Annotated in this window: 17 protein-coding genes; 5 read left to right on the top strand and 12 right to left on the bottom strand. The window is 34.0% G+C overall.

Translation table 11 applies throughout. The features are described 5' to 3' along the window. Positions 1-89: 89 nt before the first annotated feature. The 7 genes from Q3V31_RS16250 to Q3V31_RS16220 all read right to left on the bottom strand — a co-directional run bounded on the left by Q3V31_RS16250 (position 90) and on the right by Q3V31_RS16220 (position 5,756). Positions 90-593 (bottom strand): GNAT family N-acetyltransferase, encoded by a 504-nt coding sequence (locus Q3V31_RS16250; RefSeq protein WP_000213828.1) that lies wholly within the window; start codon positions 591-593, stop codon positions 90-92. 303 nt (positions 594-896) lie between these two features. After that, complete coding sequence (locus Q3V31_RS16245; RefSeq protein WP_090813591.1) at positions 897-1,316, bottom strand: VOC family protein; 420 nt, start codon at positions 1,314-1,316, stop codon at positions 897-899. A gap of 217 nt (positions 1,317-1,533) precedes the next feature. Next, positions 1,534-2,229, bottom strand: a complete 696-nt coding sequence (locus tag Q3V31_RS16240) for a nucleotidyltransferase domain-containing protein (protein WP_000572076.1) — start codon at positions 2,227-2,229, stop codon at positions 1,534-1,536. Between the two features lie 165 nt (positions 2,230-2,394). After that, on the bottom strand, positions 2,395-2,832 hold the full coding sequence (locus tag Q3V31_RS16235) for a VOC family protein (protein ID WP_000250787.1): 438 nt from the start codon (positions 2,830-2,832) through the stop codon (positions 2,395-2,397). 184 nt (positions 2,833-3,016) lie between these two features. Then, the gene (gene hmoA / locus Q3V31_RS16230) at positions 3,017-3,343 is read right to left on the bottom strand and encodes a heme-degrading monooxygenase HmoA (protein WP_000469495.1); all 327 of its coding nucleotides are present in this window, start codon (positions 3,341-3,343) and stop codon (positions 3,017-3,019) included. A 97-nt stretch (positions 3,344-3,440) separates the two neighbouring features. Then, positions 3,441-4,655, bottom strand: a complete 1,215-nt coding sequence (locus tag Q3V31_RS16225) for an MFS transporter (protein ID WP_090813592.1) — start codon at positions 4,653-4,655, stop codon at positions 3,441-3,443. A gap of 57 nt (positions 4,656-4,712) precedes the next feature. Beyond that, positions 4,713-5,756 carry an ArsR/SmtB family transcription factor gene (locus Q3V31_RS16220; protein ID WP_000451636.1) on the bottom strand — a complete coding sequence of 348 codons (1,044 nt, stop codon included), beginning with the start codon at positions 5,754-5,756 and terminating at the stop codon, positions 4,713-4,715. A gap of 318 nt (positions 5,757-6,074) precedes the next feature. Between Q3V31_RS16220 and Q3V31_RS16215 the strand changes: the two genes are divergently transcribed. Further along, complete coding sequence (locus tag Q3V31_RS16215; RefSeq protein ID WP_000516601.1) at positions 6,075-6,566, top strand: DinB family protein; 492 nt, start codon at positions 6,075-6,077, stop codon at positions 6,564-6,566. Between the two features lie 224 nt (positions 6,567-6,790). Here Q3V31_RS16215 and Q3V31_RS16210 read toward each other — a convergent pair whose 3' ends face one another. After that, positions 6,791-9,079 (bottom strand): glycoside hydrolase family 3 C-terminal domain-containing protein, encoded by a 2,289-nt coding sequence (locus tag Q3V31_RS16210; RefSeq protein ID WP_090813594.1) that lies wholly within the window; start codon positions 9,077-9,079, stop codon positions 6,791-6,793. A gap of 246 nt (positions 9,080-9,325) precedes the next feature. Between Q3V31_RS16210 and Q3V31_RS16205 the strand changes: the two genes are divergently transcribed. Next, positions 9,326-10,558 (top strand): helix-turn-helix domain-containing protein, encoded by a 1,233-nt coding sequence (locus Q3V31_RS16205; RefSeq protein WP_000995832.1) that lies wholly within the window; start codon positions 9,326-9,328, stop codon positions 10,556-10,558. 155 nt (positions 10,559-10,713) lie between these two features. Here the strand turns inward: Q3V31_RS16205 and Q3V31_RS16200 are convergent, their stop codons facing one another. Both Q3V31_RS16200 and Q3V31_RS16195 read right to left on the bottom strand, forming a co-directional pair. Beyond that, positions 10,714-12,879, bottom strand: coding sequence for an S-layer homology domain-containing protein (locus tag Q3V31_RS16200; RefSeq protein WP_329765623.1), 2,166 nt, complete (start codon positions 12,877-12,879; stop codon positions 10,714-10,716). A 442-nt stretch (positions 12,880-13,321) separates the two neighbouring features. Beyond that, positions 13,322-14,080 carry an SDR family NAD(P)-dependent oxidoreductase gene (locus Q3V31_RS16195; RefSeq protein ID WP_090813595.1) on the bottom strand — a complete coding sequence of 253 codons (759 nt, stop codon included), beginning with the start codon at positions 14,078-14,080 and terminating at the stop codon, positions 13,322-13,324. A gap of 147 nt (positions 14,081-14,227) precedes the next feature. Here Q3V31_RS16195 and Q3V31_RS16190 point away from each other — a divergent pair, with 147 nt between their 5' ends. Then, positions 14,228-15,478, top strand: coding sequence for a helix-turn-helix domain-containing protein (locus Q3V31_RS16190; protein WP_329765622.1), 1,251 nt, complete (start codon positions 14,228-14,230; stop codon positions 15,476-15,478). A 368-nt stretch (positions 15,479-15,846) separates the two neighbouring features. After that, positions 15,847-16,050 carry a hypothetical protein gene (locus tag Q3V31_RS16185; RefSeq protein WP_329765621.1) on the top strand — a complete coding sequence of 68 codons (204 nt, stop codon included), beginning with the start codon at positions 15,847-15,849 and terminating at the stop codon, positions 16,048-16,050. A gap of 183 nt (positions 16,051-16,233) precedes the next feature. Here the strand turns inward: Q3V31_RS16185 and desA are convergent, their stop codons facing one another. After that, on the bottom strand, positions 16,234-17,265 hold the full coding sequence (gene desA, locus Q3V31_RS16180; protein WP_001053256.1) for a Delta(5) desaturase DesA: 1,032 nt from the start codon (positions 17,263-17,265) through the stop codon (positions 16,234-16,236). A 628-nt stretch (positions 17,266-17,893) separates the two neighbouring features. Between desA and Q3V31_RS16175 the strand changes: the two genes are divergently transcribed. Further along, a complete protein-coding gene (locus tag Q3V31_RS16175; protein ID WP_090813596.1) occupies positions 17,894-18,484 on the top strand; it encodes a hypothetical protein in 591 nt (196 codons plus the stop codon). A gap of 454 nt (positions 18,485-18,938) precedes the next feature. Here the strand turns inward: Q3V31_RS16175 and Q3V31_RS16170 are convergent, their stop codons facing one another. Next, positions 18,939-20,039: an ABC transporter ATP-binding protein gene (locus tag Q3V31_RS16170; protein WP_090813597.1), complete on the bottom strand. Its 1,101-nt coding sequence runs from the start codon at positions 20,037-20,039 to the stop codon at positions 18,939-18,941. Positions 20,040-20,059 lie beyond the last annotated feature (20 nt).

Here is a 20,059-nt window from a genome sequence, read left to right as displayed (position 1 = left end):
TAAGGAAAAACCCATATGTTAGATTACTGAGTAACCTAACATATGGGCTTTCTTTTACATTTTTTATTGTTCCGAATTTGGTCAGATTTCTACAGATCGCGTACGTTCCAAACAATCTCACCGCGCTCACCCCACGTACTGTGATGCCGCTTAAATCCTATCTTTTCTAATACCCGGAAGGACGCAACATTCCAAGCGCCTACAGTCGACCAAAGTCTTTGGCGCCCCGTAGCAATCGCAGCCTCCAGCACAGCTGATGCTGCCTCTGTCGCATAACCCTTGCGATGAGCACTGCGGAACAACTCGTATGCAATCTCCGGCTCTTCAAGCGTTGAACGACCGATAATTAAGCCACAGTATCCGATGAAATCGCCTTCGTCTCGCCTACGGATAGTGAGAAGAGAAATACCATTTTCAGCTGCTTTCTTGCGCATCTCAATAAGATAGCTACGAACAGAGTCAATGGTTGGCATGTCCACACCACGTTCGCCAATTAATTTTCTCAGCCAGACTGCATCGGATTCCTCCCACATATTCAGGTCGAGTCGTTCCGTTTTCAGCTGGAATGCCATAGCTTTATATGAAGTTGTCATAGTGAGAACCTCCTACTTATATCACTGTACTACTCATAATAGTTTCGCACCTCATCACATCAAAAATAAGATTGATTCTCTAAATTTTCTAGCAACAGCACAAAAAAATTAGAGTTCTTTTATGCATAAGCAATTCCTCTAAAAAATAGACCTTTTTATACAACTTTATTTTAAACATACAATATTGGCTTTAAGATGAATACCCTCTAGTTTATTAACAGTTTGTTTTTCACTTATCATACAAATAAAATGATCAAGCCCCTTTCCAAACTGGATAGGGGCTATATTTACATCTTCAAACAACTACTCTTGATGAGCATCATTAAGCTTTGGAACTTTCTTACCATCTTTATAGTCAAGGCAAGACACTTCAATTAACAATCCATTAAACATTGTAAAATAAAAACCATAACTACTACCTCTCATTGCATACGGTTCCTTGTCTATTTCAATGCCACCAGCTACTAATCGATTATATGCTTGATCAACTTCACTTGAAGTTTCCACTAAAAAACCAATATGAAAAGCTTCCGGATACGTAACTTCCTTATTCCCCTTAAATGCTTTGGGATTGCTTAGCACAAGTATAAATCCACTCTCATCACTCATCACTACTAGTGCCTTTCCCTTTTGCTCCAAAAATTGAAAATCAAAAAATGTTTCAAAGAAATGTCTCGCTTCTGATAAATCATCAACACATAGATTCATATGATTTAACTTCATTTACTCATCTCCTTTTAAGCAGAGGGTAATATATACTCATATTGATAACACTTACATATGTAAAGAAAGATATACCGTCTAAGACTTTTTTATAGTCTTATGCTTTTTCCTATAGCTTAGAACGTTTTTCGAAAGGAATGCAATCATATGAACAATTCGACATGGAGTATCGATTTACCTATATAAGTTGACAAGTGTTATAGCCAAATTATTTATTCTACAAATTAAGTAAAATCCACTCAATCAAGGAAATTGCTGAAGAGATCCGCTCTGTCGTATCTCCTAAAAACACTTTATTAAGTAAATCATCAAAATTAGTCGGTTTAATAGATAATGCTTGAATATACCTTAAAGCAGATCCAGCTGGAGGTGTTGGTCTGTTATTAATAGCCCATATTCCCTCTAGCAATGTCCACATTGATGTGTGAACTATGTATGAAGCTTTTAACTCATCTTTTGCTTTTAAAGCAGCCTGAATTTTAATAAGCGAACTATGTAACCAATGAGAAATGCCTTTTACTTTATCACTAGAAACAGAATAGTTTTCATATTTATGTTGAGCTATTTCCTTTAACCTTTTCAACTCACCGTTACGATCAAATAAAATTTCTCCTTCTAGAAAAGAGTATAATTCCATTGGATTATTTTTAAAGTTTAATTGAATTCTTTTAAAGTCTGCATACTTATATTCAATTAAAATACCTTCTCTCTTTTCAGAATGAAAATCTTTCTTTTGTCCATTCCCTAAAAGAACGTATAAATCTAAATCCGATTCGGGGTATGCGTCACCTCTTGCGATAGATCCGATGAGCATTAATCCACTCTCATCTTTCCTATCTATATGCTCATTTAGAATTTTATGTACTAACTCTTTATGGTTTTCATATGTAATAAATGAAAGATTTTCTATCATTTTTACCCTCCAAGTTATTGAGCACGTAATATAATTCCTATAAGAATATATCGATATTTCTCAGTTTCTAAAATACGCAAACACCTTTTAAACGATATTGAATTATATTTTTTCTCATACATTACCATTATAGACACTGCTAATTTTTACATACTTGCGAAATGCTTAGTCGCATTGCTTTCTATTAATTCTTTGTGCAATTGGGTGATCATCTTTTAGTTGCAACAGGTCCCATAAATTCCCGTATAAATCCTTAAATACTGCCACAATTCCATATGATTGCTCTTTCGGTTCTCTCACAAATTCTATTCCTCTTGAAATCATTTCATTATAATCTCTCCAAAAATCGTCAGTATTTAAGAAAAGAAATACTCTACCACCTGATTGATTACCAATAAAGGGCTCTTGCTCTGGTTTAGATGCCCTAGCTAATAATATTGTGGTGCCGACTGAACCTGGAGGAGATACCACTACCCAACGTTTGTTTTCTTCTGGCTGATAAATATCTTCAACTAATGTGAAATTTAGTTTCTTTGTATAAAATTCTATTGCCTCATCATAGTCTTTTACTACTAATGCAATATGAACTATCGATTGAACCATTATTGTCCCTCCTAATCTTACTCACTGATCGAGTTTATATTATAACATTTCTAGTTTTAACCTGTCCGTTAATTCTCCTTACATCACATGCGAATCATTCTCTTTATTCAATATAAATAACCATCTATCAGTAAGCAGATAGATGGTTATTTATTCGAAAGAATATAATTAAACAAATGTATTTTTACGACTGTTGATAAGCCGATTTCGATGATTTCACATAATAAACCCCGTGCTCAACCTTAATGATATGATCTGGTTTTGGCTTACCGCGGCCCGCTCTATGTCCAGCTAAGTGCTCTTCACTCGTTTCCCAGTTTTTCCATGCTTCTTCCGATTCCCAGCGAATCATAACTACAACTTCTTCGTCTCCGCGTCTTACTTTTTTCACAAGAACACTTAAGTCGATGAATCCTTCAAATTTTTCAATAATTCCTTCTCCAGTGAAGCGTTCCACAACTATATTTGATGTACCTTCTTTTACTGTAAATGTCTTCGTTTCGATAAACATATATTCCACTCCCTCTTTGTAATACCAATACTAGTATTCTTCTATTATAATTGATTATGATAATTATTTTCAATTAAAAAGTTTCAAATTTTTAGAATTATGCAGACTTCTCCTCAATCGACTCATCTAAAAATTTAAAATACGGTAGCAATATCCCTATTAAAGAAGTGACACATATAATCGTACCGATGATAAAGTATAGTGCTCTCACTCCCCACATTTCACTCAGTATGCCTCCTAATAACACACCTAATGGCATAGCTGATCGTATGAAAAAGAGTCGCACTGAAAATACTTTTCCTATCATATTATTTGGGACAGTTTGTTGGCATATTGTTGTGTTATGAACATTGAAAAATGCAATACATATACCGGCAATTACTTCGATTACAATCGCAATAATAATACTATTATTTAAACCTAGTGAAATGTAAGTAAGTCCCCCTACGAATAATCCTCCAAGCATAAGTAGTCGACGACTTCTATTCTTCACTTTCCCAACTAACATGGAGCCAACTACATAGCCAAGCGGGAACCCTGCCATAAAATAGCCATACTCCGCATATCCCGCTGACAGCTCGTCTTTTATATACGGAAGGTTTGTGACCATCGTTACCCCTACTCCAAATTGAACGAAAGTAAGAAATACCCCGAGCCAAACGATGACTGGTTTTGTGAAAAAGTATGTAAACCCGTGAAGAAACTGTTCTAGCCACGTTTTTCTCAATTCTTGCTTTACCCTTTTTTCTTTTATGAAAAGTAACAATCCTCCACTAATGAATAGACAAACACATACGAACATTATTGTTAATTTGATTCCAATGAATTTAATAACGATACCACCTAATACTGGCGCAAGAAACATCATAAGACGAGTCATTCCATCAATATATCCATTTGCTTCTTGTAGGTTCTCTTTACTTACAATACTTGGTGTAATCGCCTGACTTGCAGGTGTATACAGCGGCGTAATAAGCCCGATTATAATTTGTACGACATACACATGCCAAACTTCTATACTACTAGTAACTAACATGACTAACGGCAATAAGAAAACCACAGCTCGCATCCATTGCGAAAAAATCATAATCCACTTTCTGCTCCATTTATCAATATATGGCCCGCTTATAAGTTGCAATATGAGAGACGGGATAAAATATAGTAACCACATGCTACTTAATGCTGTTTTTGATCCTGTTAATTCATAAACAAGAATTGAATTACATAACGTCCCGAAAGCCCCACCTAATTCTGAAATTGCACTGCCAATCCACATAAAAAAGAACGAACGATTTTTCAATACACTATTCACTATAGCTCACCAACTTTTCTATTAAATTCCTCCCTTTATGTACATTCTCGTTGTATACTATCTATTCAAAAATGCATCTAATTCTTTCGCTAAAGACTGCAATGCTTTCTTTCTTAACACATATTTCCCATCATGAATATCAACTAACTTTGCTGAACGTAAAAGTTTCAAATGATGATGTACTGTCGATTTTCCTAGTTGTAATCTTTCCGTTATTTCTTGCAGTGTACGCTCTTGTTCAAATAATAGTTTTACAATACGCAATCTCGCCTCGTCCCCAAGCGCCTTATGTTTATGTACTAAAAAATAGCTCGGCTCATATGGATCTTCCGGATGAATACTTTCATTTGCGACCGGATAATGAAATACTTTCGTGTCTTCAATATCTGCTTCTATGTTCCACGGTCTGTATGTGATTTGCGGGATAAGAAGTACATGATGCACACTTGGTTCTGGCATGTATATAACTCCACCTGTTGCCCACTCGACAAACTCTTCCGGTTTCATCTTTTTATTCATTTCATTTTTCGCTTCATAATCTCGCTCTAGTATAGAAAGTAGTTCCTCTTCCTCTTTCTTAATAACACTCTCATACCATCCTGTCATAACAGCGATTAAATGCGCTTTTAATACTTGCATATCTGTATTACATATAAACTCAATATACGCAGAGAAAAACTGATGTTCCTGTGTTAATTCCATTAGTTCTTGTGCTACTGAAACTTCTCCGCTAGCTGCTAAATGTCTTTTTTCTTGATGGATTTCTCCTAAAAACGGTAAGCACACATATTTAAAATCTACTTCCGATAGCGAATTGATATTATGAACAAACTGAGATAAATCCGTAAAATCTCCATCATACAGTAACTGTAGCAACGCTTTCCACGTATTGTGCTTCTCGACAAATTGCAAATGCTCTATCATTTCATGAGATAAAGATTTTCTAATTTCTTCCCATTCGCTTTGAGGCTTTTCAAGCGTGTCGATTAACCTTTTATGAGTAATTGCTGCAATGCCAAGTACACATTCGAAAAGTATCGAATACTTCATTTGAACGTTATACGTTTCCCTTTTTCTACTCGTTACGTGAAAGACTTCCATTTAATCCCCTCCTTATTTGCTAAGTAATAAATTCTATATTTATCGAATTATACCTTCTATTTTTTTAGAATTTTGAAACATTCCGAAATTTATTTCGCTACAATTTTTTAAATTTAAGCTGCAGTTGCTTTTCATGTTCAACTATGAGGCAGGTTTCTTGAAGAGAAAGGAGAATTTATTGCAGTAAGAAAAATGAGTTAGAAAGCATAAGTTTATTTCTGCAATTGCTACAACGGCGTCATATTATTCTTTTAGAAACGTACCTAATTTCTCTAACACTTATTGTTGGTCTATCTCATAGTTAAGGAGGCTATATGGATGGGTAAAAAAGAAATATTGCAAAATGGAGTCAAACAAGTTTTTTACGATGAAGAATGGTACCCACCGATATCAGAAGCGTTAAAGAATCTTACCGCTGCACAAGCATGTTGGCAACCAGAAGGAAAGGCCAGTAATACGATTTGGGAAAATGCAAACCATTTACTAACCTTTAAAGAGCGCTTACTTTCTCGCTTACATCAAGATGACACATTTGTTGCTCCACAAAATAATGATGACACGTTTGTCCAAGGTGGACCTAATGATGAGGATGCTTGGCAGCAAACAGTGAAGCGAACGCTTCAAGTACATGATGCCTTACAATCTTCATTAACATCCCTTCAAGAAGCAGAACTGGATCAACCAAGTCCTTCTCTACCTGTTTGGCAACAATATATGAATATCCTTTTGCACGATGCTTATCATACAGGACAAATTATACAACTTCGTAAACTCCAAGGTTCATGGCCAGCTCATCGTTCATATTTATAAGTGATGATTAAAGATGATAGACAAGCGAATGCTTCTATATTTAGCAGCATAAGTACAAAAAAAAGAAAATGAGATTCTAACTCTCATTTTCTTTTTTTGTTGGAGAAACGTCCTACATAAAACTTAAATCAGTGGGATTTTGTCCATCCCCCACTGATTATTAACCCAAACCAATCGGGCATTTCCGGGCCATTAATATGTGATAAAAAGTTCATTCATACTTATCAATTCATCTGCGTATCGTTCAAAGTCCCAATGATTTCACTCAACATTTCTTCTGTAAAAGCACCTGCGCTAAAGTTTACTAATGCTCGTAATGGCATATAGTTCAGCATAGCATCCATCATTTCAGAGACATCACTATCCCCTTCAGCCATACTACCAAACGGGCTATCTTTTAATGCTTTTTCCATAAGCCCTTTTGCAATTGGTGCTAAAATTGGGTCTGCAAATATGTCTCCTAGCAAAGTATTACGATGCACTGTTTTTTGAATTATAGTCGTTGATTGAACATACATGTTATCTTGTAAAACGATCTCTCTTGAAGACTTACCTACTAAAATCTCAAATTCACCTGTTTCAACATGCCAGTCCTTCAATTCAACATTATAATAAGCAAATGATCTTTTATTTAAAGTAAAGTTAACCGTTTTTTCTTCTCCCGGCTGCAATTCTACTTTTTCAAATCCTTTTAATTCTTTTTCAGGACGAATCATAGTACTTTCAACATCTTTTATATAGAGTTGAACAATTTCTTTCCCTACCGTACTACCAATATTTTTCACGTTTACAGTTACAGAAACTGTCTCCGTATCCTTTATTTCTTTCTTATCTACTGAAAGATTACTATACTCAAAGTTTGTATAGCTTAACCCAAAACCAAATGGGAACAATGGTTCAACATTTTTTTTATCGTAATAACGGTATCCGACGAAGACACCTTCTTTGTATTCTACTTTGTCACCTTCACCAGGGAAGTTTAAGTAAGAAGGATTATCGCTTAAAACTTTCGGGAATGTTTCTGCTAATTTCCCACTTGGATTCGCATCACCAAATAATAAATCAGCAATTGCTCCGCCTAATGCTTGTCCACCTAAATAGCCTTCAAGTATTCCTTTTACTTTACCTATCCATGGCATTTCAATTGGAGCACCATTACTTAAAACTACAACGATATTACTTTGAACTTCAGCAATAGCCTCAATTAATTGCACGTGATTTTCTGGCATCTGTAAATGCTTTCGATCAAAACCTTCTGACTCATAACGATCTGGAAGTCCAACAAAAAGGACCACTGTATCTGCGCTTTCTGCAATCTTTTTTGCTTCATTAATCATGTTTTCATCTACATCATCGCTTGCAAGATTATAGCCTTGTTCAAATAATATGTTTGTTTTTTCACCTGATACCATTTCGATTTCTTCGAGAATACTTTCAAGCTTTGTTGGATTAATATGAGAGCTTCCGCCGCCTTGATAACGTGGTTGCTTTGCAAATTCTCCAATTATCGCTACTGTCCCCTCTTTTTTCAGCGGAAGGATGGAATCTTCATTTTTTAACATAACCATACTTTCACTAGCAACTTCTCTAGCAAGCTGATGATGCGCGTCCTTACTATACACAGCGTTTTCTAATTGGTTATCCACTGCTTTAAAAATAATGTTGAGAAGACGTTCTACTGATTGATCAAGCTTTTCTTCAGATAACTCACCACCGTTAACTGCATCAATAATTTTCTTCTCACCAATTCCAAAGCTTGAAGGCATTTCTAACTCCAAGCCATTCGCTAAACTTGCAACACGCTCATTTACTGCACCCCAATCAGAAACGACAAAACCTTCAAATCCCCATTCATCTTTTAAAATATCATTTAATAAATAGTTATTTTCCGAAGCATATTCACCATTTATCTTGTTGTAAGCACTCATCACTGTCCAAGGCTGTGCTTCCTTAATGACATCTTCAAAGCTAGCAAGATAGATTTCACGCAAAGTTCTTTCATCAACAATTGCATCTACAGACATTCTGCGGTGCTCCTGATTATTAGCAGCGAAATGTTTTAATGACGTTCCAATCCCTTGACTTTGTACGCCTTTCACATGGTTTGCAGCCATTTGAGATGATAAATACGGGTCCTCTGAAAAGTACTCAAAGTTTCTTCCGCATAGCGGCGAACGTTTTATGTTTGCACCTGGTCCAAGGAGAACACCTACATTTTCAGCCTGACATTCTTCTCCTAATGCAACTCCTACTTGATTTATTAAGTCTTTATTCCATGTACTTGCTAACCCTACTGCTGATGGGAAACAAGTCGATGGAATACTGTTATAAATCCCTAAGTGATCTGCTCCCTCTGCTTGTTTTCTAAGCCCATGTGGTCCATCAGTTACCATAATAGAAGGAATTCCTAATCGCTCAATCCCTTTTGTATTCCAAAAGTCTAATCCAGAACATAGACTTGCCTTTTCTTCTAACGTCATTTGTGAAATGATTTTCTTAATATCTCTTTTCATGATAGCCCTCCTAAAAAACAATTAAGTAAACGCTTTCTTAATGTCATTATAGTTATTATTTTTTAGATATTATGGTATATTCTTTAGAATACTTGTAAAAATTTTGGCTTATTATATTTATGATTACTTTGCAGAGTAACATAAGATGTACCCTCTTATTGTGAAACCATTGCTTAAGAGAGGATTTTATGTTGCCTTTTACTTGTAAATATATTGGCTAATGTTTAATGAATAGAGGTTAAAATAATGAATTGCTCCAAACTAGAAGATTTATATTATATTTGTAAGCTAGTCTTTGACATACATAAAACACCCATCTTTTTCATTGATGACAAAGGAAATTTAGCATTTGAAATCTCTCCAAATTTTCAGCATAACCCTTTGTATTCTTCAAAAGAGGAGTTGCTTAACCAAGTATTTAGGGACAATCCTCCCTATACTTTTCCGGTACTTGAAGAGACTTCTTTTCTTGAAAATTTTTTCTCAATTAACTTGCGTTTAAACGATCAACTGAGTGGGAATATCATCGTTGGACCAGTCCTTTATTCCAGGTTATCAGAAACCTCAATTAAAGGACTCATTAATGATCTTCAACTAAAAATAGACAAAGAGAAAATGATTCGATATTATCATTCTCTCCCCATCTTAAGTAATTTGAATTTTTTAAATGTGAGTATGGTTCTTTATTACATGCTGTATCAACAAAAATTAGACATTGCTGATATTCTGCAAAAAAATATACTTGTAAAAAAGGCAGAATTTGAAATAGAGCAGCCTGACGTACAAATATCAGAGCAACGTCAAAGTACATTAACTCATATCGATCCACTAATTGAAAGGGAAATTTTCGAGTGTATTAAGCTGGGGAAAAAGGATGATTTAATTAAAAATCTAAAGAAATTGCCTGAATCAGGGGATCTTGGGGTGTTGTCAAAAACAAGTCATTTGCGAAGCCAGAAGAATTCTGCCATCGCCGCAATTACACTTGCGACTAGATCAGCTATAGATGGTGGACTATTCCCTGAAATCGCATATACCCTCAGTGATTTATTTATTCAAAAACTCGAAGAAATAAATAAAAGTGAAGCCATTTCTCCATTTTTGGAGAATGCTTTACTTGAGTTCTCAGAACGAGTTAAAAATGGGACGATGCAAAAACATTCAAAACCTATAAACGTATGTCAAAATTATATATTTACTCATCTTTATGAAGAAATCACGCTATCCCATCTAGCCGAAATAGTCGCATTAAATCCTAGTTATCTATCTTCCCTTTTCAAAAAAGAAATTGGAATTTCACTAGGCGAATATATACAGCGCGCTAAGATTGATGAGTCAAAAAGTTTAATGACTTATACAAGACATTCTATATCTGAAATTTCTACATTATTAAATTTCCATGATCAGAGCCATTTTACAAAGGTCTTCAAAAAACATACTGGTGTTTCACCTAAACAATTTAAAAATGGATGTTTTTAATGTTTATCGTACTACTAAGAGCAGTCTTCCTTCGTTCGACCAATAGATTTAGTTAGTTGCTTTATATTATTAATAAAAATCCCCTTCACTTTGAGGGGATTTTTATTTCTGTAATAATTTAACGAAAATATATTTCTAATACTTTAAATCGAAATCTAATCGATACTTAATGCTTTATTTCCCATTTGATTATATATATTAGTAAACCATTCTTTATCAGCGCGTGCATTTTTTTGGCCTGTAATTGGATCGTTATAGTAAACGCTATTTGCATCCACGCCTGTTATAGTAACTGCATGGGTATTCATTCTTACATATATTGTTTTCCCTTTTGGAGTTTTCCAAACAGTAGGAGATTCAGGATATGTAAGGTCTTCAGTAATCCATGCTACTACCGGTTTCCCATTTCTAACGTAATTTTCAAGTACAGAAAAACTTTGTCCTGTTAAGTTAGTTCCACGGGCATACCTGTCTAGCAATGTTTTTAATGGTCCTGGGTTAATGGCAAATCCAGGTGCGCCCTTGCCAGTTACATTTCCTACAAATCCGACATCAGGGTCACCCCATACTATGATTTTTTTATTTTTATCTCTTTGTATAGGTGTGCGGTCAAAAGGCATTTCGTATGCGAAATTTACTTTATTTAAAGCAATACCATTATTGTATTCTATCAACATTTGCAATGAAACTACTTCACATCCGTTGTATAACTCAGGAAGTTGGCGATGGGCTGGTACATCTAAAACAACTTTTTGAGCATTAATATTATTGATATTCACCCATTTCAACCCATTTCCTGTTTGGACTCTGCTCCACCCATTGTGCATTTCTTGTTCAACTACCACATTCTGTGGTGCGTATTTAAATGAAACACGGGAAGAATAATTTGGTTCATCGTATGCAAAAAATACTTTTGAAATGTACTGATTTTCCGGCTTTTTATCTACCCATTGCAAACCTAAATACGTTTTGATTCGTATCCAGCTACCACGTTCTTCTACTACAGTTACTGGTTGAGGCCCCCATGTACCTAAAGCGCTCGCACTACGAGAAGGCTGGTCAAATGTAACAAAATTTCTATCTATTGTACTAGTAATTTCATTTCTAGGCATCCAACGAAGACCAAGGTGTGTAGCCACTTTAATCCAATTTCCTTTTTCTTCATAAATATTCATTATTTGTGGTCCGTATGAACCCGTAATCCCAGATGACAATGATGGTGCATTATAAGTATAGAATTCTCTATTTATATATTCTTTTTTTACCTTTATTCCAGTATTTCTTTCTACATTTGCAACAAATTGCGCTCCTTCAGCTCGTGTAACTGATTTATTAGGTAACCAACTCGAATCATCAATCCCGTTAGAAATACCGTAGGCAACTAGTATATTAGCGTATTCTTCTCCCCAATGCTCCTTTAAATCAGGAAAAGCAGTTGGGAAATTAGAATTATTCATATCTTTACCCAAGTTATACGCTTTCACTAAAATACTTGCCATTGAAGCTCGAGTGATTTCTCCATCCGGGTTGTATTTACCTTTGCCGTCACCAACAATTACACCAGCTTTTTCAACTGCTGCAATATAAGGTGTAGCCCAATTATTTTGCGAATCATCAAAAGAAGGTTTTGCTGATGGATCTATATGCAATCCTAACGACTTTGCTATTATCGTTGCTGCTTGGGCACGTGTAAGTGTATCATACGGTGCGAATCTTCCGTCTGGATAACCGTTTATCACACCTCTACCTACTAAATAGTTAACTGCGTCTTTTGCCCAGTTTGGTACATCAGTAAAATTGGGTGGTGTTATGTTTCGATACGTATTATTTATTTTTATATCATTTTCTTTACTTTCCTCATTTACTTCAGGTGTTTCATTATTATCAATATGTTGTTGAGCACTTTCAAGTTTTGAATTTTGTAGGATTTCTTGCTGTGTTTCATCATGTATAATTTTATCATTATCTTTAATTGTATCCGTGCTATTTTCCTCTATCTTATCCTCTACCTTTACTTGCGTATTATTACTATTGTTATGAGGACTCTCTATATTATTTTTTATCTCTTTGTCGAGAGCATTATTATCATGATTTTGACTATCGGAACCTTTGCTCGTGGAATTAACTGCATTGTTATTTGTTTGTGTCTTTGATTGTTCTTTTGGAGAAATAATCACAGCAGATTGATTATCACTATACTCTTTAACTTGATTTTGAATTGCATCTTGCTTTTGTTTTTCGTGTTCTGCAAAAGATGACGTCGGTATTGCTAGAGTTGTAAATATTACAAGTCCAGCTATAGTAATTTTAGTGCTGTTCATAAATTTGTAACTCCCCTTATATTCACTGTTTTGTTTCAATATATTAAATATATAATATTTTCACTATGATCTTCACTTTTAATTGTATCACAATAATAATTTTGCAAGATATTAAATTACATTTTGGGAAATTCTTGTCAAAATGTATACTCGTATATTGAACCAATTAACTTCTCATAATCGTTGTACAATTAATTGTAAACATCTCGCAGGCTGCATATTAGAATTCTAACTTTATTTTAACGATACAATACCGGCGATATTATTGCTTACAAAATTACATATAGGGAGTCAGCTGCATCGACAGGCTTGCTGAAAAATCATTACATAACACAAACAGCACACATGAATGATTGAGTCAGGTTTAAAAAAATAAATTAGGGACAGTCATAACTGCCCCTAATTATAAAATGGGAAAAACCCTACTCGATGCTTTTATTGACTATAAAGTTAGCCCGCCATCTACAAGAACAATTGAACCGGACATATAGCTTGCCTTGTCTGTCGCTAAGTAAGCAACCATTTCAGCGAGTTCTTTCGGATCAGCATAACGACCCATTCTCATATTGGAAATCTCTTCTGGAACGTATCCACCTTTTGCAAATTGAGCTTCCACACTTGTCGTTAATGCTGTTTTCACACCGCCAGGACAAAGTGCATTAATACGAATTCCTTTTTTCGTATATTCTAATGCAGCACCCTTAGTTAAGCCTACAACCGCATGTTTGCTTGCAGAATATGCAGCTACACTATGTTCAGGACGAACCCCTGCAGTAGAAGCTGTATTAATAATTGAGCCACTTCCTTGCTCCTCCATCACTTTTAACACATATTTCATTCCAAGAAAGACCCCTTTTACATTGATAGACATAATGCGGTCAAATTCGGATTCTTCTATTGAAGTGAAAGATGCGAACTTTTGGATAACACCTGCATTGTTGAAAAATATGTCGATACGTCCATATGTTTCGACTGCTTTCTTTACATAGTTTTGCACATCTTCAGTTTTCGAGACATCGGCCTGGACGAAGATGCCTTCTCCCCCTTGTTCTTTCACAAGTTTTAACGTTTCTTCTCCTGTTTCCTGATTGAAATCGACCAATACAACTGTTGCACCGTTACTAGCAAGTTTCAAACTGCTTGCTCTTCCGATTCCACTTCCCGCACCAGTTATAACAGCTATTTTATTTGATAATTCCATGTTTAATCCCCCCTGTTAATAATTCCTTACATCAATCATTTTATTGCTTGTATAAAAAGATATATTGTATTATCTTACGAATAATAGTATTTATTTAAGCATTATAAAAATTTAGCTAATTCTAAAAATGAACGGAGTTTACAAAAGATGGAGATAGTTATACTAGATTTACAATATATATGTGAGCTTATTTATGAAGCTCATCAAATACCTGTTTATTATGTCAATCAATTTGGTGAGATTGAATACGAATTTTCAAGTAGAGACTTACAGGGGCATTCATATTACAACCAGTTTAAAGAGCAAATCAGTGTCTATACTTACGAAGAGAATTCAAAGGATTTTCCTATCTTCTTTTCAAATTCAAATTTGAGCTTTTTCTTTGTCAATCTAAAAAAAGCGAACCGATTTTTAGGTACCATTATTTTAGGCCCTACCCTTGAGTCAGAAATATGTGATGAAAATATTAGCAAGATCCTTGATGCTTTTAAAGGAAACCTGAATAAAAGGAAACTCATTGAATACTATCGTTCCATCCCCATTATTGATAATCAACAATTCTTAACGATTAGTCTATTAGTTTATTATTTGATCTATCATAAAAAGCTTGATAAAACGATGGTTACCCAAAACAATAAAGCGCTGACCCTTGATATGATTAAATTAGAGCATCCGGATCTTGAGCTTTCAAAAGGAAGAAGGAATTTCATTTTCCATTCCAACCTTTCGTATGAAAGAGTTTTGCTTGATTATGTAAAAAAAGGACAAATAAATAAAATAAAGGATATCTTCGATTACTCTATTGTCGGTGAGGCGGAATTAGGGTTATTATCGAAACGAAATCGCCTAAGAAGTGAAAAAAATTTAATGATAACTGGAATTGCTCTTGTTTGCAGAGCGGCTATTGAAGGTGGTTTAAATAATGAAACAGCCTTTACCTTAAGTGATTTCTATATTCAACAACTCGAGGAATTAAGAAGCTTAAAAGGAATTTTAAAATTAATGGAAGAAGCCATAATGGACTTTACCAATCGTGTGCACCAATTAAATGTAGAAAAATATTCTGCAACAATTACAGCTTGTCAACATTATATTTATGACCATCTTTACGACGACATCAAACTTGATCACCTTGCACAATTGTGTCATTTAAGCCCAAATTACTTATCCTCACTTTTTAAAAAAGAGGTTGGTACACCACTAAGTGAATACATCCAACGGCAACGAGTTGACGAAGCAAAAAAACTATTACTTTTAACTAATTATTCGATTTTAGACATCAGCATGTGGCTGAATTTCAACGATCAAAGTTATCTTATAAAAATCTTTAAAAAATACACTGGTTTAACCCCCAGGCAGTTTAGAAATGATCATTTTCCCGATCATACAACGACATAATTATTCTATCAAATAGGGGTGCCAGCACATCACTATCGACCTAAGATAAATTTATATCCATAATTCACCGAAAAATGGACGAAAAGACCATCTTGATATTTTAGGTGTCGTTTATCAGTACACTGTATCCAATACCGAACAGAAAAAGGTACTGGGCTAGATATTATGTTAAAGAGCGCTTGTGTGTGGTGCTCTTTTTAGTTTTTATTAAGAATTTTGATTTTGTGCATCTTAATAATTATTCATTTTTCATTTAGTTAACTTTGCAAAATAAGCTTTGTATATAATATCATTCAAAAACACAAAATATTTAAGTGATCATTTATACTTACATTATTTTTATCATAATAAAAAAGGAGCTACATAACATGGACAAAGAAAATCTATTAGACCAACCGATTAATCACATCCCATCGGATGCTCTGAATACCCCTAGTAAAGCCCAAGAACAAATGCTAGAAACGTCATCTCAAGAGAAACAATCCCTCGACAACAATAAAGATATTACACAAGACCTATATGGCACAGACTTACCCATTTCAGATCTAGAAAGAACAACAAACAAAAAGTAAATTGCAACGAAAAAATCTCAAGAATAAGTAAACTTGATTCTTTTTCATTTATTTATAACAAACCGCTCAGGTGCAAAATCATCATTTTCATTTAAATTTTCTCCATATCGGACATCTACTATTTAAACAAAAACTCCCCTTAAATCAAAAATGATTAAGGGGAGTCAGTTAAATATGATGAAGTTATAATTCAGATTTAACTCGAACAGAAACATTGTTTTTAATTAAATTTTTGACGTCTTTAAAGGTAACAAAATTGTTACTTTGCTCATCCCAAAGACGGAAACGAATTGAACGCAAGCTTGTAGCAAGAGTAATCGTTGGTACATTTTTTAAAGGAAGCGTATTATTGTGTGCTTCTTCTAATTTATAGTTAGGTACTCTCGGACTCAAATGGTGAACATGATGAAATCCAATATTACCAGTTAAAAATTGCAGGATTTTTGGAAGTTTATAAAATGAACTTCCTTCCACTGCCGCTTTCACATATTCCCACTCTTTATCTTCTTCAAAATAAGAATCTTCAAATGTGTGCTGTACGTAAAACAGCCAAATACCTACTGAACCTGCTATTAAGAATATCGTACCATGTACTAATAGAAACGATTGCCATCCGATTGCCCAGCAAAGTACCCCTATTAAAGCAACAATTAAAACATTCGTCAAATAAGTGTTCATGCGTTCTTTCTTTCTAGCACCTTTTCTGTTAAATCTATTTTTAAGAAGGAAAACATAAATCGGACCTAATCCAAACATAACCAACGGATTGCGATATAAACGATACGCTAAACGGAGTCTAAATGGTGCTGCTAAATATTCATTCACTGTAAGCGTCCAAATATCTCCTGTACCTCGCTTATCCAAATTACCACTTGTAGCATGATGAACGGAATGCTCATGCCCCCATTGATCAAACGGGAATAAAGTTAAAACACCCATACACGTCCCTACTATTCTATTTACACGGCGACTTTTAAAAAAAGAATGATGGGTACAATCATGAAAAATAATGAAAATCCGTGTCATAAATCCAGCGGCTAACAGTGATGGAACTAATGTTAACCAATAAGAAACGGACAAACTTTTATAAGCAAGGTACCATAAGATAATAAATGGCACTACCGTATTGATGATTTGCCAAATACTTTTTTTTGCCGTTGATTTTTCAAAAGGAGCAACTTGTTTTTTTAAATTTTTAGTATTTTGTAAGTTCATTTTTTCTAATTCCTTTCCTTTTTGTTGCTAATTCGTATTATAACACATTATTAGTAGTAGGTGTTATATGTAGGTATAATAAATATTTTATAATATAAAAATCTCTTTTTTCTTACTCATCCCTTACAAATTGCTTACGTCCAGTATAGCTTCTATTATAGGAAAGAAGGAGCATTTGCGCCGGAAATTTCGAAGTTTTCTCAATAAATATATTAATTAAAAAGAAACACAGAATTTTTTCACTTCTGTACTGCCCCGTTTCCACAATCAGAAGTGAACTGTCCCATAAGTCGGTGTCACCGACTTTGATATGATCCTCTTAGTCTCGTAATGTTCACTTGTTGCAACTGATTTTACCGGAACTGGATCTATTTCATGAAACTAATCAAATTACATTTCAAATAAAAAACTAGTCTATTTTGAAAACTTCCCTCACTTTTATTTAACTTTTATTCTATATAAAATGTAAAAATTTAATGTCCGTTTATTTAATTTCAAATCTATGATATATTCAAAATATTAATCACACAAAGTTAATAAAATGAAACTAAGGGAAATTTATGAAAAAACATATTTTATATTCATACTAAAATCACATAGTTTTTAGTATAGAAAGGAGATTCAAAATTTGAATAAGAATTTAACCAAAATTACATTAATAAGCGGTATCGCTCTTATACTTTATCATTTTTTCAAATGGTATTTAGTTGAATTCCTTACCCCATTTGTTATGCCATTTCTTTCAATAATAGTTCATGGATTGTTTTTCTTAATATTAATTTTCACAATCATACATCTCATTAAATACAAAAATTGGAAACCGTTAATTATTCAACTAATCATAGTAATTACTTGGATATGTATACCATTTAATGAGATTTATATAAATTTAGATTTTATTATCTATAAAGAAGACCGTGAAAAAGTTATAGCACTTATAGAACATAAAGAGTTAACTCCTAATGTTCATTATGATAGTAGACAAATTCATTTACCTAAACAGTTTGCATCCACTTCCAAAAACGGTGGGGATGTAATTATTCAACAAAATAAAAATGATATTTCTGTTTTCTTTTTTACTTATCGTGGTATATTAGATAATTTTTCAGGATTTATTTACACACCAAATGATACAAGACCAAACAAATACGACTTTAATAATGAATATAAAGAGATCACAAAAATAGAAAAAAACTGGTATTATGTCACATCATATTAAAGAACACAAAAATTTTCTTTTAATTATATTAAAAACATATCGTATTTAAAGAAAGGGAATGCTTGTATACTATATAATGATTTGTACTGCATTCCCTAATTAGGCCTGACACGAATTCTTGTCGTATTAGCTCATTCAAAGGTGATACAATTTTTTCACAAGCGATACATTTTTTTTATCATATACGTCGCTTTAACACTACTCAATATAAAAGTTGCTGTTTCAAATGACTCGAACCTTAACATAGGAGTAGCATCACACATCCATCAAATTAAGAATTTTCTCAACTTGATTGTGACAGGGCACTGCCAACAAAAAGCGATTTTCGTACGCTAAGCGATTTTTTATATAAAAAAGCCGATTTCCTGTAATCTAAAGGATAATCGGCTTTTTACTATTCATTTCTTTGTAGTAGTTGAAGAAATTATAAGGGTATAATCATATTAATTATTATCTATGAAATAATTCGCTTCTCAGTTTTAGTGTCGAAATAATGAACTTTATCCATATTCAAAACTAAATCTATATTAGATTGACTTTGCACATCTAAAGATGTGTCCACACGTGCAACAAAAGATTGTTCATTAATGTTAGAATATAGATATGTTTCTGCCCCCATTAATTCTGCTACATCAATAGATACCGTTACTTTTGCGTTATATGGTAAAGTCTCGATTTCTTTTCCATAATAAAAGTCTTCTGGACGTATTCCTATTATGATTTCTTTATTCGTATATCCGTTATTTCGCAAGCCTTTCATCTTCTCTTCTGGCACTTCAATTTTCCACTTATCAATCATAACTGCATTATCTGTTAATACTCCTTTGAAAAAATTCATTCCAGGAGAACCAATGAATCCGCCGACAAATACATTCTCTGGATTATCATACACTTCTTTCGGTGTACCGACTTGTTGTACAATACCATCTTTTAGCACAACTAGACGCGTTGCCATCGTCATAGCTTCTATTTGATCGTGTGTAACATACACAGTTGTTGTTTGCAGCTTTTTGTGTAATTTTGTAATTTCAGCACGCATTTGCACACGTAACTTCGCATCTAAATTTGATAAAGGCTCGTCCATTAAAAATACTTTTGCATTTCGAACAATCGCTCGGCCTAAGGCAACTCGCTGACGCTGTCCACCTGAAAGTGCTTTTGGCTTTCGGCTTAAATACTGCTCAAGCCCAAGAATTTTTGCTGCGTGTTGTACACGTTTATCAATTTCTTCTTTACTATATTTTCGTAGCTTTAATCCAAATGCCATATTTTCATAAACACTCATATGCGGATAAAGCGCATAGTTTTGAAATACCATTGCAATATCTCTATCTTTCGGTGTAATATCATTTACACGCTTTCCGTCAATATAAAAGTCACCCTCTGAAATTTCCTCAAGTCCTGCAATCATACGTAACGTTGTAGATTTCCCACACCCTGAAGGACCAACCAAAACGATAAATTCTCCATCATTTACTTCTAGGTTAAAATCTTTTACGATAGTCACATCATGATCATATTTTTTGTAAATGTTTTTGAATGATAGTTGAGCCATAATATCCTCCTAGAATTTGA

It is taken from the genome of Bacillus nitratireducens, assembly GCF_036320425.1.
Lineage (GTDB): Bacteria > Bacillota > Bacilli > Bacillales > Bacillaceae_G > Bacillus_A > Bacillus_A nitratireducens.
The sequence above is the reverse complement of the archived record's forward strand: the minus strand, read 5'-3'. Positions and strand labels throughout refer to the sequence as shown.

Coding starts and splice junctions, on each gene's coding strand:
- Q3V31_RS16210 (WP_090813594.1), bottom strand. CDS start 9,079: ATGAAAAGAGATATTAAGAAAATCATTTCACAAATGACGTTAGAAGAA.
- Q3V31_RS16235 (WP_000250787.1), bottom strand. CDS start 2,832: ATGGTTCAATCGATAGTTCATATTGCATTAGTAGTAAAAGACTATGAT.
- Q3V31_RS16200 (WP_329765623.1), bottom strand. CDS start 12,879: ATGAACAGCACTAAAATTACTATAGCTGGACTTGTAATATTTACAACT.
- Q3V31_RS16220 (WP_000451636.1), bottom strand. CDS start 5,756: ATGGAAGTCTTTCACGTAACGAGTAGAAAAAGGGAAACGTATAACGTT.
- Q3V31_RS16185 (WP_329765621.1), top strand. CDS start 15,847: ATGGACAAAGAAAATCTATTAGACCAACCGATTAATCACATCCCATCG.
- desA (WP_001053256.1), bottom strand. CDS start 17,265: ATGAACTTACAAAATACTAAAAATTTAAAAAAACAAGTTGCTCCTTTT.
- Q3V31_RS16170 (WP_090813597.1), bottom strand. CDS start 20,039: ATGGCTCAACTATCATTCAAAAACATTTACAAAAAATATGATCATGAT.
- hmoA (WP_000469495.1), bottom strand. CDS start 3,343: ATGTTTATCGAAACGAAGACATTTACAGTAAAAGAAGGTACATCAAAT.
- Q3V31_RS16195 (WP_090813595.1), bottom strand. CDS start 14,080: ATGGAATTATCAAATAAAATAGCTGTTATAACTGGTGCGGGAAGTGGA.
- Q3V31_RS16245 (WP_090813591.1), bottom strand. CDS start 1,316: ATGAAGTTAAATCATATGAATCTATGTGTTGATGATTTATCAGAAGCG.
- Q3V31_RS16190 (WP_329765622.1), top strand. CDS start 14,228: ATGGAGATAGTTATACTAGATTTACAATATATATGTGAGCTTATTTAT.
- Q3V31_RS16215 (WP_000516601.1), top strand. CDS start 6,075: ATGGGTAAAAAAGAAATATTGCAAAATGGAGTCAAACAAGTTTTTTAC.
- Q3V31_RS16205 (WP_000995832.1), top strand. CDS start 9,326: ATGAATTGCTCCAAACTAGAAGATTTATATTATATTTGTAAGCTAGTC.
- Q3V31_RS16250 (WP_000213828.1), bottom strand. CDS start 593: ATGACAACTTCATATAAAGCTATGGCATTCCAGCTGAAAACGGAACGA.
- Q3V31_RS16240 (WP_000572076.1), bottom strand. CDS start 2,229: ATGATAGAAAATCTTTCATTTATTACATATGAAAACCATAAAGAGTTA.